The organism is Prosthecobacter sp., from assembly GCF_046154365.1.
Classification (GTDB): domain Bacteria; phylum Verrucomicrobiota; class Verrucomicrobiia; order Verrucomicrobiales; family Verrucomicrobiaceae; genus Prosthecobacter.
This window is the reverse complement of sequence record NZ_JBJXFV010000066.1, coordinates 37,382-53,352: the sequence shown is the minus strand read 5'-3', so window position 1 is coordinate 53,352 and position 15,971 is coordinate 37,382. Positions and strand designations below refer to the sequence as shown.

17 protein-coding genes are annotated in these 15,971 nt (G+C 60.8%); 1 reads left to right on the top strand and 16 read right to left on the bottom strand.

Annotation, left to right across the window (positions count from 1 at the left end):
• Position 1 precedes the first annotated feature (1 nt).
• The 16 genes from ACKVY0_RS08270 to ACKVY0_RS08195 all read right to left on the bottom strand — a co-directional run bounded on the left by ACKVY0_RS08270 (position 2) and on the right by ACKVY0_RS08195 (position 14,029).
• The gene (locus ACKVY0_RS08270; RefSeq protein ID WP_409214331.1) at positions 2-856 is read right to left on the bottom strand and encodes an AAC(3) family N-acetyltransferase; all 855 of its coding nucleotides are present in this window, start codon (positions 854-856) and stop codon (positions 2-4) included.
• Positions 853-2,013, bottom strand: coding sequence for an N-acetyl sugar amidotransferase (locus tag ACKVY0_RS08265; RefSeq protein WP_409214330.1), 1,161 nt, complete (start codon positions 2,011-2,013; stop codon positions 853-855). Before ACKVY0_RS08265 ends, ACKVY0_RS08270 begins: the two co-directional genes overlap by 4 nt.
• On the bottom strand, positions 2,010-2,777 hold the full coding sequence (locus ACKVY0_RS08260) for an AglZ/HisF2 family acetamidino modification protein (RefSeq protein WP_409214329.1): 768 nt from the start codon (positions 2,775-2,777) through the stop codon (positions 2,010-2,012). The genes ACKVY0_RS08265 and ACKVY0_RS08260 overlap by 4 nt, the downstream gene beginning before the upstream one ends.
• Positions 2,778-3,401: an imidazole glycerol phosphate synthase subunit HisH gene (hisH, locus tag ACKVY0_RS08255; RefSeq protein ID WP_409214328.1), complete on the bottom strand. Its 624-nt coding sequence runs from the start codon at positions 3,399-3,401 to the stop codon at positions 2,778-2,780.
• 17 nt (positions 3,402-3,418) lie between these two features.
• On the bottom strand, positions 3,419-4,132 hold the full coding sequence (locus ACKVY0_RS08250; protein WP_409214327.1) for a class I SAM-dependent methyltransferase: 714 nt from the start codon (positions 4,130-4,132) through the stop codon (positions 3,419-3,421).
• Positions 4,129-5,415 (bottom strand): ABC transporter ATP-binding protein, encoded by a 1,287-nt coding sequence (locus ACKVY0_RS08245; RefSeq protein WP_409214326.1) that lies wholly within the window; start codon positions 5,413-5,415, stop codon positions 4,129-4,131. Before ACKVY0_RS08245 ends, ACKVY0_RS08250 begins: the two co-directional genes overlap by 4 nt.
• Before the next feature lie 194 nt (positions 5,416-5,609).
• Complete coding sequence (locus ACKVY0_RS08240; protein ID WP_409214325.1) at positions 5,610-5,864, bottom strand: HEPN domain-containing protein; 255 nt, start codon at positions 5,862-5,864, stop codon at positions 5,610-5,612.
• The gene (locus tag ACKVY0_RS08235) at positions 5,861-6,238 is read right to left on the bottom strand and encodes a nucleotidyltransferase domain-containing protein (RefSeq protein ID WP_409214324.1); all 378 of its coding nucleotides are present in this window, start codon (positions 6,236-6,238) and stop codon (positions 5,861-5,863) included. Before ACKVY0_RS08235 ends, ACKVY0_RS08240 begins: the two co-directional genes overlap by 4 nt.
• On the bottom strand, positions 6,235-7,491 hold the full coding sequence (locus tag ACKVY0_RS08230; RefSeq protein WP_409214323.1) for a hypothetical protein: 1,257 nt from the start codon (positions 7,489-7,491) through the stop codon (positions 6,235-6,237). Before ACKVY0_RS08230 ends, ACKVY0_RS08235 begins: the two co-directional genes overlap by 4 nt.
• Before the next feature lie 86 nt (positions 7,492-7,577).
• Entirely contained in the window at positions 7,578-8,405 is an 828-nt protein-coding gene (locus tag ACKVY0_RS08225) for an ABC transporter permease (protein WP_409214322.1), read from the bottom strand.
• Between the two features lie 38 nt (positions 8,406-8,443).
• Entirely contained in the window at positions 8,444-8,917 is a 474-nt protein-coding gene (locus ACKVY0_RS08220) for a hypothetical protein (RefSeq protein WP_409214321.1), read from the bottom strand.
• Entirely contained in the window at positions 8,905-9,234 is a 330-nt protein-coding gene (locus tag ACKVY0_RS08215) for a nucleotidyltransferase family protein (protein WP_409214320.1), read from the bottom strand. The genes ACKVY0_RS08220 and ACKVY0_RS08215 overlap by 13 nt, the downstream gene beginning before the upstream one ends.
• Positions 9,235-9,245: 11 nt before the next feature.
• Positions 9,246-10,274: a dTDP-glucose 4,6-dehydratase gene (rfbB, locus tag ACKVY0_RS08210; protein ID WP_409214319.1), complete on the bottom strand. Its 1,029-nt coding sequence runs from the start codon at positions 10,272-10,274 to the stop codon at positions 9,246-9,248.
• Complete coding sequence (rfbA, locus tag ACKVY0_RS08205) at positions 10,271-11,158, bottom strand: glucose-1-phosphate thymidylyltransferase RfbA (RefSeq protein ID WP_409214318.1); 888 nt, start codon at positions 11,156-11,158, stop codon at positions 10,271-10,273. Before rfbA ends, rfbB begins: the two co-directional genes overlap by 4 nt.
• A complete protein-coding gene (locus ACKVY0_RS08200; protein ID WP_409214317.1) occupies positions 11,155-12,267 on the bottom strand; it encodes an SGNH/GDSL hydrolase family protein in 1,113 nt (370 codons plus the stop codon). Before ACKVY0_RS08200 ends, rfbA begins: the two co-directional genes overlap by 4 nt.
• Before the next feature lie 22 nt (positions 12,268-12,289).
• The gene (locus tag ACKVY0_RS08195; RefSeq protein ID WP_409214316.1) at positions 12,290-14,029 is read right to left on the bottom strand and encodes a carbamoyltransferase; all 1,740 of its coding nucleotides are present in this window, start codon (positions 14,027-14,029) and stop codon (positions 12,290-12,292) included.
• A gap of 250 nt (positions 14,030-14,279) precedes the next feature.
• On the opposite strand from ACKVY0_RS08195, the gene ACKVY0_RS08190 reads away from it, so the two are divergent.
• Positions 14,280-15,962, top strand: coding sequence for a formylglycine-generating enzyme family protein (locus ACKVY0_RS08190; RefSeq protein WP_409214315.1), 1,683 nt, complete (start codon positions 14,280-14,282; stop codon positions 15,960-15,962).
• Positions 15,963-15,971: the final 9 nt, after the last annotated feature.

The window sequence follows — 15,971 nt, the reverse complement described above, 5'->3', positions numbered from 1 at the left end:
TTCAGGAGGCGGCTGCTGCCGGGCGCGCTTCTTTCGGCACGAGAAGCCACGGATCAACGCTCATCTCCGCGATCAGGGCCTGGTGAACGGCCTGAGCGTGCGGCAGCCAGAGCAGCTCGCCGTTTCCACAAGGCTTCCGGTGTAGAAGACCTCTCTCTTCGAGCCAGGAATCCATTTCAGCGAAGCGGCGCGGCACGGTCATGTTTTGGCGCCACATGCGCATGTCACGGGTCACACCTTCCTGGGAGCGAAACCGCAGATTCACCTGTTGAGGAAAGTATAGATACGGAACGGCCGCCATGGCCTCCGCGATGTGAAACATGGTGTGCGCATTCAGCGTGACGCCATACATCAGCACGCCGACGTCCTCCCGAAGGAGTTTCTCATACGGCGTCCCGGTGCCGCATGGTGTGTCGGTGAGTTCATGGCCCTCCACCAGTTCATGGGCGAGCGTTCCGCTGGCTGCGATGGAGTGTGTGGGGTGCAGGCTGCGGACGACTCCGCTTTTGCGCCAGAAGACATCGGACACGGTTCCCACGAGGCTCGGCGTGCGCGCGGGGTCGAACACGGGGATATGCCCCCGCTCATCCGGGTAGCAGTAAGTGTGGGTTGGCGTGGCAAGGGTGCCGCCCTCAGTCCAATCACACATGGCACCGAGTACGGCCGCAACGCCTCCGCGCACCTTGCCGCAACTGGAGAGCGAGCTGTGAATCATGACAACCGGGCGGCGGTTGTCAGGCAGGGATTTCAATGTGGCGAGGATGGTCGGCTCATCCAGCACAGGACGGGCGAGCAACTGCCCGATGCGGCGTATGAGACGCTGGGATCGACTGGAAATGGAGGCGTCCAAATTCATTTCTGCCGGAGCACGATGCGCTTCCAGACACGATTGGCCCGGAGCAAAAATGGATACCACCAGGCATGTGTGCGCTTGTGGTAGGAAGGAAACTCCTCATGGCGCCTCGGGCTGGCCGTCATCATGGCCTCGAACTCGGCGGGAGAGAAATCCAGCTTCTTGGCCACATACTCACAGTCCTGCTGCTGGAGGGCGGGGGAATAGGGCGGGGACTCGAGTTTTTCCAGCGCCTCCTGCCGCGTGATCTCACCGGAGCAGATCAGCGATGACAGGTGGGAGCGGCGTTTGTCGAAGCCGAATTTTATCGGCAGGTAGCAGCCCTGGAACCAGCGGGTGTAGATGCTCTCGAAGTGCTTGCCGCCGTAGTCCTTCCAACCCAGCTCGCCTTGCAGGAATACCAGCGCGTCCTTCTTGGCGTAATCCATGTAGTCCAAAAGGTTGGTGGTTTCATGCGAGTGGCGGCACATGGTCGAGAACTCGCGAAAACTGAAGTGCGGAAAGGTCTTGATCCTGCCGCTGCCAAACTGGCGATGCACGGCGCGGATGTAACCCCAGTCCCAGTGGCCTTGAGACCAGGTCAGCGGCACATGCGTTTCTGTTCGCACATTCAGTCCGGTGATGACATGCCGCAGTCCGTGCTGCGTGGCCACCCTGTATAAGATGGCAAAGATGGCGTGATCGCTCGGTATCTCCGCGTCGGGTGTGGAGGCGAGTAGAAAGGCGCGCTGGATGTCCTTGAACTCCACCCAGTCGATGACGTGCGTGTGAAGGTCGATCCCGAGCTTGACCAAGCAGGCGGAGATGTTGCTGACGGCGATCTCCGAGTCCCAGCCGTTGTCGAGATGAACGGCGAGCGGGCGCAGGCCGAGTTCCTTGACCTTCCAGGCGACATAGGTGCTGTCCACTCCGCCGCTCACGCCGATGATGCAATCGTATGCCTTGCCCGCGCCGTCTGCCTTGATGAGCGCGGCGGTCTCCGCGAGCTTGGCGCGTCCGGCCTCACCGTCAAAGACATGCATCTTGCTGCGCGCGTCGTAGTCATGGCAGTGGTTGCACACCCCATTCTGATCGAACCGGATATCGGGATCGGATGTGTCCATCACGCAACGGGTGCATGTGTGGCGCGCCGTCTCGGTTGGAGCAGTGGCGATGCTCATGGGATCTTTTGGAATGCCATCCGCAGCTCCTCCTGGGATGGATAGTTGATCAAGACAGCACGATGCGGGCCGCGAAAAACAAAGAGACTGCCCGCCGCCGCCGCCGATGCCCCGGCCTGCGTGGCCTTCACCAGATCGTCCACGCTGCCCGCGCCGCCACACGCGATCACGGGGATGCTCACCGAACGCGACACTTTCTCGATGAGATCAAAGTCGTAGCCGCTTTGCGTGCCATCGCGGTCGATGGAGTTGATCAACAGCTCGCCTGCGCCGAGGCGCTCCACTTCGCGCGCGTGGGCGACGGGATCGATGCCGGTGTTCTTCATGCCGCATTGCTTGAATACACGCGGTCTGCGCAGCCAGTCGAGCTTCACATCCATGCCAACGATGACCGTCGAGCTGCCCAGCTCACGCGCCAGCTCGGAGACGAGCGATGGGTTGTCCACGGCCGCCGTGGTCACGGCGATTTTCTCGACGCCGAGGTGACAGAGGTGCTTTGCATGAGCGAGGCTGCGCACTCCGCCACCATACGAGATGGGCATGAATGCCTCACTCGCGAGATCGCGCACACGCGCAAAGTCCGGCTCGCGGCCCTCGGGAGTGGCGGTGATGTCGAGAAGCATGAGTTCATCGACTTCGAGGTCGTTGAAGAGCTTCACGGCGTTGATGGGATCACCCACATATTTGGGCTGGCGGAACTTCACCGTTTTGACGAGACCTTCGCCTTTGATCAGCAGACATGGGATGGCGCGGCTGCGGAACATTCAGATGAGGTTCACGAAGTTTTGCAGGAGTGCGAAGCCGAACTTGTGGCTCTTCTCCGGATGAAACTGAGTGCCCCAGATGTTGCCGCGCTGCACTGACGAGGCGAACCGATGTCCGTACTCCGTCCACGTCAGCACTTCCGAGGCGTCGTCACAGGCGAGGTGATAGGAATGCACAAAGTAGAAGCGCGGCTCGGGAGGCAGGTTCTTCAGGAGACGGTCTTCGCGAGTGGGCTCGATGTTGTCCCAGCCCATGTGCGGCACCTTGAGCGCGGACTGCTTTGCCTCGGTGTCGAATCGAAAGCGGATGGTGTCCGCCGCGATCCAGCCCAACCCCGCCATCTTGCCCTCCTCGCTCCGGCGTGTGAAAAGCTGGATGCCAAGGCAGATGCCAAGGATGGGCACGCCGCGCTTCAAGACCGCCTCATTGAGCGGTGCCTCAAGCCCGCGCTCACGAAGATTGGTCATGCCAACATCGAATGCGCCCACGCCTGGCAGGATCAGCTTCTCAGCGCGCGCGATCACATCGGGATCGCCTGAGATCAGCATCTCACCGCCTGCCTTGCGCCCCATGTTCTGGATGGACCCGAGGTTCCCAGTGCCGTAGTCAACGATGACGATCATGTTTCGCGCGCTGATCCTCAAGCTGGCAGGCGGATGAGTCCGAAGTTTATCCGACCGTCCATGAGCGTCGTCGTCTTGATGGCGCACGACGGGCATTCGCGTTCGAGAAAAACCTTCCAGCTCTCAGGGCTCCAGAAATTGATGTGCTCGTTGGAGGTGTCCTTGCGGCCATTGGGCACGGTGACAATCAGGCATCCGCCAGGAGCGACGACGCGCATGAGGTTTTGCAGCGCGATGAAGGGACGCTCAATGTGCTCGATCACTTCCGTGCAGCAGACGACATCATACTGACCGGGGATCGGCTGCGTGATGTCTTGAACGAAAAAGTGACAGCCTGGGAATTTGGCCTTCGAGTATTGCATCGCCGCGTCGGAGAAATCGCATCCGTCCATGCACTTTGGATTGCTCCAGGATTTCAATTCAGAAAGCAGATGTCCGGTGCCGCATCCCACATCGAGCAGACGTTTGCCGTCGAGCACCACGCCATTCTCGCGAACGCAGCGCGACACTTGGGAGTAAAACTCGATCCTGTAGCCCTGGTAGTATTCCTCCAGCGCCTGATGATCTCCGTAAAACGTGTCGTAAAGCTCCTTGGAGTTCTCCTCCAGCGGTGTGAGCTGGCCGGTGTTGAAGTATTTGTCGCTGCCCGAGGGCTTTCCGCCTGCGAGACGTGAAACCTTCAGGCCGAGAAGTGCGAAAGCATCCTGGACGAGTTTTTTGGGAATGCTCATGCGACAGTGGACTGAATTTGCTCTCGATGACTTTCCCATTGGTGCTCGCACAGGATGTCCCCGTGATCGCGGGGCAGCATGACCCCGGTGCCGTAAAAGTCGCCATCCTCGATCATGATGGTGAAGGCATCCTGCATCCAGTCGCAGATGTCGCCGTCCACCGCGCAGTAGAGCGCGCACACATACGCTCCGCTGCGCAGCAGCGTCTTCGGCCAGCGACACTCAAAGTACCCGCGTCTGGTCACTGCCAGCCGGCCTTGTCCGGTTGGAATGTTGGCAAACGCGGTGACGACGCCGCCAGTCTCGTTGCGCAGTTTGATGGCCACATCCACCTCGTGAATTCCTTCGGCAAAATCCGACTCGTAATGGAACTGGATGCTCGCCGGTGCTCCGCAGAGCGGCGAGGGGATTTCCCGCCCGGCGGCATCGTGCATCGAGATCGCGTGGAAATGCAGGCGCCCGTTGCCCTTGCGGTCGATGCGTTTGTCCAGTCGCGTGACGGCGAGGGAGTCAGCCGCATGCAGGTACGATTTCACCGCCGCATCCACATTGCCATCCAAGGCGATCCGGCCATCCGCGAGGACGATGCCTCGGCTGCACAGCCGCTGCACTGCCGCCATCTGATGGCTGACGAAAAGGACCGTGCGCCCGCCCTTGGCCACCTCGCCCATCTTGCCCAGGCACTTCTTTTGAAACTCCGCGTCACCAACGGCCAGCACCTCATCGACGACGAGGATCTCTGGTTCCAGATGCGCCGCGACGGCAAAGGCGAGGCGGACATACATGCCGCTGCTGTAGCGCTTCACGGGTGTGTCGAGAAACCGCTCCACTTCGGCGAAGGCGACGATCTCGTCGAACTTGCTTTTGATCTCCGCCTTGGTCATGCCGAGGATGGCGCCATTGAGGAAGATGTTCTCGCGGCCCGTCAGTTCGGGATGGAAGCCGGTGCCGACTTCCAGCAGGCTGGCGATGCGGCCATTGAGCGTGATGCGACCTTTCGTCGGTTCGGTGATGCGGGAGAGAATTTTGAGCAGCGTGGATTTCCCCGCGCCGTTGCGCCCGATGATGCCGACGACCTCGCCTTGATTGACTTCGAAAGAGACATCTTTCAGCGCCCAGAAGTCTTCTTCGGTTGATGGTTCATGGTTGATGGTTGATGGCCTGAAGAGGCGCTTGGCTTTGCGTGTGATCACATCCCGCAGGGCGGTGTAACGCTCCCGCGACTCATGATGGATGCGGTAGCATTTGCCCAGGTTTTCGACGCGGATGATGGGAGATGTCACGGTGGTGAGAAAAGCGCCGTCTGACGGCGTGGAAGGAGTCCGGATGCCTAGACCTGAAACTACGGCAGTGTTTCGCGCATGTGTTCCACCAGCTCGGTGGTTGTTTGACGGAGGCTCTGGTAATCTTGGCCCACAAGGTCGGGATCACCGCCGGGATAGTGAGATTGCAGGAAAGCCTGGGTCAGATCGTCGGCCTACTCTGCATAGGATGCAAAGCGAGCATCGAACAACTCGGCCTCGTGTATCAGACGGGACAGGTCATGTGTTCTTACAAGTGACCAGCCTTGGGAAATAAGCCAGCCTTTCAAATAGCGCTCGGCAGCATCCTGAAGCAATTCCTTCGTGGTCATTCCAGCATGGCCGTCGGCGGCGAATGCAAGGTCGCTGACATGCAGCCGCTCTCGCCCTGAGTCGAACCAGTCCTGCGGGTTGGTTTCATCCGTCTTCATAACAAGGGGATTCCCTGACGGCTGATCTCAGTATAGAAGCCTCCTGCTTTGTCGAGGCGTTCCCGGTGCCCATGAGGTGTTTCGACGATGGATTCAATTGAGAGGTTTGCACCGGAGCGACGGACGGGCCACCACGCATGGCGGATCGCTTTGGCTGCGGCGTGAGAATCCGGGTAGGGAGCGCATTCGCGCACAATGAGCAGATCGACATCGCTGTGGCGGTCTGGTTTGCCGTAAGCGTAGGAGCCGAACAGGATGATCTGCTCCGGCTGGAACTGCTCGACGAGCACGCGAAGATAGGGCAGCAACTGGCCTGCAATCAGATGCACCGGGTAGCGCGGGTCACGCAGGATGTCTTCGCTGAGGGTTTTCATGGTTTCATTTTCCCGTTTCCGCTTTGGGTTTTCCACCTGGAAAATCCTCTCGCCGTGATGACACAGGCCAGCAGCACGGCCGGGACGGTGATGAAGAGATTGAAACCCAGCACGCCGGTGACGGTGGAAAAATCGAAGATCAGCACACCCGCCAACTGGGCTGCGAGTCCCACCGGAATGATGAGCGCGGAAGATTTAACCCAGCCGCGTGCCAGCACCAGGCCCCAGATGATGCCGGAATAGCCTGCGGCCGTCAGACCGAGCGCCGCCAGCGGCAATTCCGCGCCCAGATGGCCATATTGCGGCCCCAGCAGCCATAACACCGGCCCCGGCAGCAACGTGACGAGCAGGAGGATGGCGGCGGCAAACACGGCATACAACGCGCACACCTGCAACAACTGCCGCCGCAACTGGGCGCAGTCCGTGCTGCGTGCAAAGGCCGGCCCCACAACCTGCACCAGGGGGCCGCTGGCCAGTGAAAACAACAACCCGAGCCGGCTGAGAGCGCCCACATCCGCCACCTGGGCGGCAGCGCCAAGCCAACTGATCAGCCAGAGGCTCAACTGGCCTTGCAGACAATAATACACGGTGAAGCCTGCGGTGCTGTATGCGATCCGACGGATGGCAGAGTCAAATTCACCGGTCAATGGCGGACTCTGGTCCAGTACCTGCTCTGCCTGACGTTCCACCATGGAGTAATAGAGCAACGCCGACAAGACGGCGGCGAACACCACTCCCACAAACACCGGCCCAACTGACCAGCCTGCCAGCGCAGCGATGACAAGCACGCCGACGGTGAGCAGCAGCCGCGTGCAGGACGTTGCCAGTTCTGCCAGCAGTTGCGGGCGCAAGCGGGCATGCAGCCGGTTCACATTGCCAAAAATCTGCGCCGCCGCCATCGGCCAGGCGAACAGCACGACGGCGAGTGCCGCCAGCCCGGTCACCCATGTTGGAGTGTTCAGCCGCTGCAGCAGCACCACCAACCAGGGCACCACGATGAGCACCGCGAAGCCGGTGAGCCAGCGCTGCTGCCGCCGCACCGCAGCGATCACCTGCGTGAACCTGGCGCGCTCCTGCCAGATCGGACCGCCAAGAGTGTTGGCGGCGGACGTCATGCCGGAATCAGAGAGGAGGGAAACCATGACCATCATCGAACTTACCACCGTAAACCAGGCATAGGCGGTCTCGCGCGGCAGCACCCACACGAGCAGGATGCCTGACAGCGCATTGCAGCCCTGCACCAGCGTCTGCACGCCGACGATGCCGCTGAGGAGAGGCAGCCAGCGTTGCAACCATATCTTTTCATGCATTGACCTGCATTCATCCACCTGCGGAGATTTCAAATCACGTCGGCAAAGGTTTTCTCCGTCTTGCGGAAGTACCACACGCCGAGGATGAGAAAGAACACGCTCAACGCGGTGGAGAGAATGAAGCTCTCCCAATGCAGCGTGGTCGTGCCGCAGATCGCCCAGCGGAAGCCGTCGATGATGCCCACGACCGGATTGATGGCGACGATCAAACGGCCCATGTCGCCATACCGTTCCTGGATCGCCGTGGTGCTGTAGAAGACTGGCGAGATAAACAGACCGAACTGCACGACGAACGGAATGATGTAGCGGAAGTCGCGGTACTTCACATTCAGCGCGGTGAAGAGCAGCCCCGGCCCCATGGCGCTGAGAAAGGCGAGCAGGATGAACACCGGCAGCAGCAGCAGCCGCCAGGTGGGCACCATGCCATACCAGGCCATGAGACAACCCAGGATGACCAGGGAAATGGCAAAATCCACGAAGGCCACCACCACGGCGCTGACCGGCAGGATCAGACGCGGAAAATAGATTTTCGAGATGAGGTTCGCATTGCCCACCAGGCTGGCGCTGGAATCGCTCAAGGCACTGGCAAAGAAGTACCAGGGCAGCGTGCCGGCGCAGACCATCACCGCATACGGCACACCATCAGACGGCATGTTGGCCAGCCCGCCGAAGATGCCGGCACCGATGAGGATGGTCAGCAGCGGCCGGATCACCGCCCAGGCGACGCCGATGGAAGTCTGCTTGTAGCGCACGAGGATGTCGCGCCAGGCCAGGAAGCCGAAGAGCTCGCGGAAACGCCAGAGGTCGCGCCAGTAATGCGCTTCCGTGCGTCCGGCTTCGATGATGATTTCAGTCATATTTAATGGAAAGCAGGAGGCCCGCCTGACACCAGCGGTCAGCTTTGGGCCAGCTCTGCCGTTACATGCTCGAAAAAGCGTTCGACCATGCCGGGTAGCAGGCGGGCGGCTTCACCGGCATGACGAACGACAATGGCGAGGCGATCGGCCTCGAGCACGAGATCGTAGGCGTGGGTGATGACATGACGGAAACCGCGCAGGTCACGAAGTGCGGGAAGGATTTCCGGCTGATACAGAGCGGGGCGGACACCCGGCACCTCAATGCTGAGGCGGTGAACCACCTCCGCGTGCCAGCCGCGCTCGTCGTCGATGTGGTTCTCAAAGGCCTTGGCGATGCGCAGCCCCGCCTGCTCGATGATGTTAAATACTCTGACGAGCTGATAGGCGCAGCTTTCAAGACCGCTGTCGTCGCCCTTCGACAGGCGCTGCCGGGCCGCTGCCGCCGCCTGGGAGGCGACGCGCACATCGTCCATGACCTCCGCCTGCAGCGTGATGAGCCCTATGCGATCCATGCTTCGCCCTGTGTGCTGATTTTATGCCGCAGCCGGGATTCTGGCAGATACACCACATCGACGGGCCGCTGCATGTCCTCGTCCAGCAAAGCCGTGAGGGTGTAGAGGGACATGCCGGTGGGAAGGGCGTCAATCGCGAGGTCGATGTCGGAAGCGACATTGAAACGGCCAAGCTCCAGCAGCGACCCGAACAACCAAACCCGCTGGCCCGGAAGGTGGCGGTGCAGGCTGGTCTTGAGCTGCCCGCGCGCGCGCCGCCATTCGAGCAGGCGGTCCGCCTGTCGTTGCGCATCGCGTTGTTGCAGGAGATTCAGCATGAACTCTGTATTTAACGAGGTTTTACGGCCTCAATCCAGTCCTGCTTCCCCAGGTACCAACTCACGGTTTCTCGCAGGCCGGATGCAAAATTGTGCGCGGGCGTCCAGCCGAGTTCGCGCTGGATTTTGCTGGCGTCGATGGCGTAGCGGCGATCGTGGCCGGGCCGGTCGGGGACGAAGGTGATGAGGTCACGCGAGTGGCCGCCGAGGTCGGGCTGCATTTCGTCGATGAGATCGCAGATCTGCTGCACGAGAGGGAGATTGGCCAGTTCGTTGCCGCCGCCGATGTTGTAGGTCTCGCCGGGTTTGCCGGTGGTCAAAACGGTCCACAGCGCCTGGCAGTGGTCACCGACGTAGAGCCAGTCGCGGACGTTCATGCCATCGCCATAGATGGGGATGGATTTGCGGCTCAAAATGCTCTGAATGACGACGGGGATGAGTTTTTCGGGGAATTGATACGGGCCGTAGTTGTTCGAGCAGTTCGTGATGACCGCAGGCAGGCCGTAAGTGTGGATGTAACTGCGAACCAGCATGTCGCTGGCGGCTTTGCTGGCCGAATAGGGCGAATTCGGTGCGTAGGGCGTGGTTTCGGTGAAGAAGCCGGTTTCGCCAAGGGAACCGAAGACCTCATCCGTGCTGACGTGGAGGAATCTGGATGCTCGATGCTGGATGCTGGATGCTGGATTGAGCCAATGAGCACGGCAGGCTTCGAGGAGGTGGAAGGTGCCGTTGATGTTGGTGGTGATGAAGTCGCCGGGGCCGGTGATGCTGCGATCGACATGCGATTCAGCGGCCAGATGCATGACGTGCGTGATGTCATGCTGGCGGATGACGCGAAGGACTTCGTCTTTGTCGCGCAGATCGACCTGCTCGAAGACATAGCGTGGGTGAACGCCATGGATGCCGTCGAGGTTTGCGAGGTGGCCGGCATAGGTGAGGCAGTCGAGATTGACGAGCTTAGTGATCTCAGGCTGGTCGATGACATGACGGATGAGATTGGAGCCGATGAAACCGGCACCGCCGGTGACGAGGAGATTCATGCGCCCTGGATGCCGACACGCCGCACTTCGGTGGCGACACCGCTGAGATAGTCCTGGTACTCGCAGCGCGGCATGCCGGCGACGAGCGTTTCAAACTGTTCGAGCGTGAGAAAGCCGCGATAGAGGGCTGCCTCCTCCGGGCAGCCGAGTTTGGTGCCCTGGCGTTTTTCGATGGTCTGCACATAGGCGGAGGCATCGTGCAGACTGCTGCTGGTGCCGGCGTCGAGCCAAGCCGTGCCGCGGCTGAGGCGCTGCACCTGCAGCGTGCCGCGACGCAGATATTCATGGTTCACATCGGTGATTTCTAGTTCACCACGCGACGATGGCTTCAAGCTGCGCACGATGGTGACGACGTCGTTGTCATAAAGATAGACGCCGGGCACGGCGTAGTTGCTGCGCGGCTGCGCGGGCTTTTCTTCGAGCGAGACGGCCCTGCCCTCCGCATCAAATTCAACCACGCCGTAGCGTTCGGGATCATGGACGCGATAGGCGAAGATGGTGGCACCGGATTGAAACTCGGCAAAGGCACGCGGGAAGGCGTCACCGCCGAAAAAGATGTTGTCGCCGAGGATCAAGGTGACCGGGTCGCTGCCGATGAAGTCTGCGGCGATAAGGAAGGCTTGCGCAATGCCTTCCGGCTTCGGCTGCTCGCGATATTCGATGGCGATGCCCCACTGAGAGCCATCACTGAGGAGTTGGCGGAAGCGCGGCAGATCGTGCGGCGTGGAGATGAGGCAGAACTCACGAATGCCGGAAGCGATGAGCACCGTGAGCGGGTAATAGACCATCGGCTTGTCATACACCGGCTGTAGCTGCTTCGAGGCGACCTGCGTCAGCGGATAAAGGCGGGAACCGGCGCCGCCGGCGAGAATGAGGCCCTTCATGACCGCTCAGGACGATTTTTCTCCGGGATGATCCGGGCCAAATGCTCCCGCAACCACGGCCAAGCGGCCTGCGCACATAAGGCGCTGCCCGCCTCGTTGAGATGGTGGTCCACCGGGATAAGATACCGCCCTGCATCCGTTCCAGCCGCTGCTGTCACCGGCCCGGAGAGGTCGATGAACGGCACCTTGATTGACGCAAAAAAGTCGGCGGCCTGATCAGCGAAGAGCCGGTCTGCCGGCGACCATTCCTGCGGAGCCTCCTGCTCGATCAAACCACCCACACCGATGGCAATCACCAGCAGGGCGGCACCACGTTCCTGACAGGCCCGGTTCAGACGGCGGAACACTGCCTGCACCAGCCGCACGCCTTCACGATCATCCGCTGCGGACGCGACCGCCGGTTTGGCGTCAGCCGCGCCGGTCATCAGACAGGCACGTCGGGTCAATTGAACGAGATGGGAGTGCTCCAGCAGCCACTCGTGGCCGGGAACCCCATGCACCACGGCACGCAGCCAGCCGGAGCCGCTGTTGGCGGCCGCCACCGGCTCTGCCTCGCCATCAGCGCTCAGGCGGAACAAGCCGCTGCCCTGGCTGCGCTTCACATCCGCGAAATTCAGGAATGCCACCACCACATCCGCAGACGGCAGCGCCGCGTGATCCTCAAAAAAGGCGAGGTATTGGGCCGCGCCCCAACCGCCCGTGCCTGCGTTCATGAATTCGATGCTGGCAGGGGCAAATTCTTTGGCCGCCCTGGCATGTAGCAGACCCACCAAGCTGTCCTGCTCCTCCACCAGCCAGCCGAAGGCGAATGAATCTCCAAGGCAGAGCAGCTTCACATCCGCCTCAGCAACCGCCCCGCCGCGCATATGATGCTCGTTGAAACGATAATGAACCACACGACTTCCCGACTGATGCCTGGCCGTGCCGCCGGCCTTGTTGAGGGAGTAAGGACGGCCCGCAGGCACAAACCAGGTGCCGGAAAGGTTTTGCGGAAGCACCAGCCGCACCAGCCCCTCGGCCGCCAGCAGTGAAACCGCAGTCACTAGCAGCAGCGCCACGGGCATGGTCGTAGCGCGGGCTTTCTTGCTGTGCGGAGGGTTTTTCGACATCAGAGGCAGCAGGCCACGCGAACTAGCGCGTCACCATCCAGTCGTTGAGCACGAGCACATCCATTTTCGTGCGCAGGAAGCAGTCGAGAGCCTCCTGCGGCTGGCAAACAACGGGTTCGTTTTCGTTGAAGCTGGTGTTGAGGACGATGGGGACGCCGGTGATCTCGCGATAAGCGCTGATGAGGCGGTGGTAGCGCGGATTGGTCTCCTTATGCACGGTTTGCAGGCGGCCGGAGCCATCGACGTGGGTGGTGGCGGGGATTTGCGGGCGTTTGTCCTCACGCACTTGGAACACTTCCATCATGAAGGGCACATCGTCGTCCTGCTCGAACCATTCGCTCACATGCTCGCGCAGAATCGAAGGTGCAAAGGGGCGGAAGGACTCACGGCGCTTGATCTTGAGGTTGAGAATGTCCTTCATGTCGGCACGGCGCGGATCACCAAGGATGGAGCGGTTGCCCAAGGCACGCGGCCCCCATTCCATGCGGCCTTGGAACCAGCCGATGACCTTGCCTTCGGTGATGGCGGTGGCGGTGGTCTGGCACAATTCGCCCTCGTCATCAAAGTGACGCACAGTGCAGTTTTCAGCCTGGATGTCTGCCGCACGCGCCTCAAGCAGCACCTTGATCTCGGCGTCGCTCGTCTGCGGGCCAACATAGGCGTGATCCATGACGAATTTTTCGCGATGCAACTGCCGCGAGACGACGAACGCCGAACCGATGGCACCACCAGCATCACCGGCGGCGGCGGGGAGGTACATCTGCTTGAAGGGCGAGTTGAGATAAACCTTGCCGTTGGCGACAGAATTCATCGCACAGCCGCCGGAGAGGGCGAGGTTGGGGCACTGGTATTTCGCGTGCAGTGACTGCAGCATCGCGAAGAAGGCCTCTTCATACATGGCCTGGGCACTGCGGGCGAGATCGCGATGTTTTTGCTCCAACGCGGCGCCTTTTTCACGTTGCGGGCCAAACAGGGCCTCCATCGGTTCCTTCTTATAGAGCGTGCCGACTTCAGGAGTGCAGTTGTCCCAGGTGTAATGCACGTCATCGGTGTGATGGCGAAAGTATTTCAAGTTCAGCTTGAACGTGCCGTCCGGCTGCACCTGCACGAGTTCGCGCATCTCCTTGAGATACTTCGGTTCGCCATAGGGTGCGAGACCCATCACTTTGTACTCGTCGCCGAAATAAGGGAAGCCGATGAACTGCGTGATGACGGAGTAAAAAATGCCCAGCGAGTGCGGAAAATAAACACGGCCATCGATCTGGATGTCATTCCCCTTCCCCATGCCCCAGGCGGAGCTGGCAAAGTCGCCAAAGCCATCGACCGAAAGGCACACCGCTTCATCAAAGTCGGAAACCAGAAAGCTCGAAGCCAGATGCGCGAGGTGATGCTCGATGCGATGCACCTGCGCCCGCAGTTTTTCACCGGGAAACGCCGCCTGCACGGCATCCTCGAAGCTGCCGGCACGCTTGATGTTGCCGAGGCGTTTGAGGATCAGACTGAGGCTCGGGCGCTTGCGCAGGACGTAGAGTGCACGACGCAGGTTATTGACCTTGGGATTGCGGTTGATGGCGATGTGATCGACATCGCCGAGGCTGATGCCCGCGTCGGCAAGGCACCACTGCATGGCCTCGGTGGGCAGGCCGGACCAGTGTTTGATGCGGCGGAAGCGTTCTTCCTCGGCGGCGGCGATGAGCTGGCCATCTTTGACCAGGGCAGCGGCAGAGTCGCCGTGGTAGGCGTTGAGTCCGAGGACGATCATGCTTCAAAAAGAATGCGGACAAGCTGCCGCCATTGGTCGCTCACAGGGCGGCCAGGGGGTCATTGCCGAGGTTGGAACGGCATTTTTCAAAAAGGAGGGCGACTCTATCACTCTCATTCAGAGCGCAAAGGATAAACTTCCATGCCGTGTTAACATTTTGACACCCCTCTTTGCTGTCACTGTAACGAAACAGGCGCGACTTGGCTTTTTTCGGATGAACTTCCTCCTTTCTCCATATACCAAGTGCGGCATGCGTCCTTTCAAGCCTAGCCAAGCCGCTCTTTTGTTCTGTCTGTCTGCATGCTTCGTCGCCAGCGCACAGAATGTTTCCCCGACAGGGGGGGATGAGCCGGCCAAACCACATGTCAGCACTCTGGGCGCACGCTTCGTGATTGTACCGGGCATCACGGTACAGGTGGCTGCGCGAGAAACGCGGCTCTCCGAATGGAACGAATTTCTGCGGCAGAAAAAACATCCGTGGTCCTACCAGGCGCACTTTGAGCAGACGCCGGAGCATCCGGTGGTGGGCGTCAATCTTCAGGACGCCGTGGCCTTTTGCAACTGGCTCACCGAAACCGAGCGTGAAAAGCAACTGATCAACAGCTCCCAGGCCTACCGGCTGCCGACCCCGGACGAATGGGACGCCGCCGTGGGCCTGGCTCGTGGCCGCAAGAAAGTCGCCCTCACCGCTGAAGATCGTATGCTTGATGACCGCATCTACCCGTGGGGCCAGGAGTGGCCGCCGCCCTCCAAGACCGCCAACTTCGCCGATGGTGAGATCCCTGGATACAGCGATGGCTATGCCTACACCGCTCCGGTGGGCAGTTTTGCCCCTTCAGCAGAAGGTATTTACGATTTGGCGGGCAATGTCTGGGAGTGGACTCAACCCATGGAGATTCGCGCTCAGCCGAATGGAATTCTACGCGGCGGATCCTGGGCCTACTTCCGCGCGGAATGCCTCACTTCCGGCTACCAGTACGCCGTGCCGGTGGATCTGCGCGCCCCGACCACCGGCTTTCGCTGTGTGTTTGAGGACAAGCGCCGCACCGCCAGCCTGCTGGCCGCCACCGACGCCGAGCAAAAACGTGAGTTAGAAGACCGCATGAAAACGATGGCTGAGAGCCGCAAGGTGGACACCGCCGCCATCGAGGAAGTGCGCAAAAAAATGCAAAGCAAAGGAGGGGACGACACCCTGCCCGACCCTGCCAGCTTGAAACCGGCGATAGCCGATGGCGGCACTTTCCTCAATGCACTGGGCATGCGCTTTGTCCCGCTACAGGAGAAAGGCGGCCCCCTCATCTGCGCTACCGAGACCCGTGTGCGCGATTACGAGATCTGGCTGCATGACACGGGACGTACTTGGAGCAAAAAACCCTCCTTCCTCCTTGGTGGCAGTCACCCTGCCGCTGGGGTTTCCTGGGAGGATGCCGCCGCCTTCTGCGCCTGGCTGACGGAGCGTGACCGTGCCAGCAAGCTCATCCCCACCACCGCCGCCTACCGTCTGCCACGCGACCTCGAATGGAGTTTGGCCGTCGGCTTGAAAAATGAGCAGGGGGCCGATCCCGCCGCACGACACCTCGGCGACAAAACTCACTATCCTTGGACGCCCAAAGCGGATGACTGGAAACCGCCGGCTCTCGCGGCGAATCTGGACGCCACCAAGATTCCGGGCACCGCCGACAGCTATTCCTACACCGCGCCCGTGGACAGCGCGAGACCCAACGCCCTCGGCCTCTTCGAACTGGGCGGCAACGTCTCCGAATGGTGCGAGGACACCTGGCCAGGAGCGCCCGAGGAGCGCGTGATTCGAGGCGGCAGTTGGCTGGCTTACGACAAAGACGCGCTGCTCACCTCGGCCCGTAGTCACGCGCTGAAAAATTCCACCCGTGCCGATCTGGGCTTCCGCTGCGTCCTCGACTTCCAGGTGCCTTGATCCGGCAAT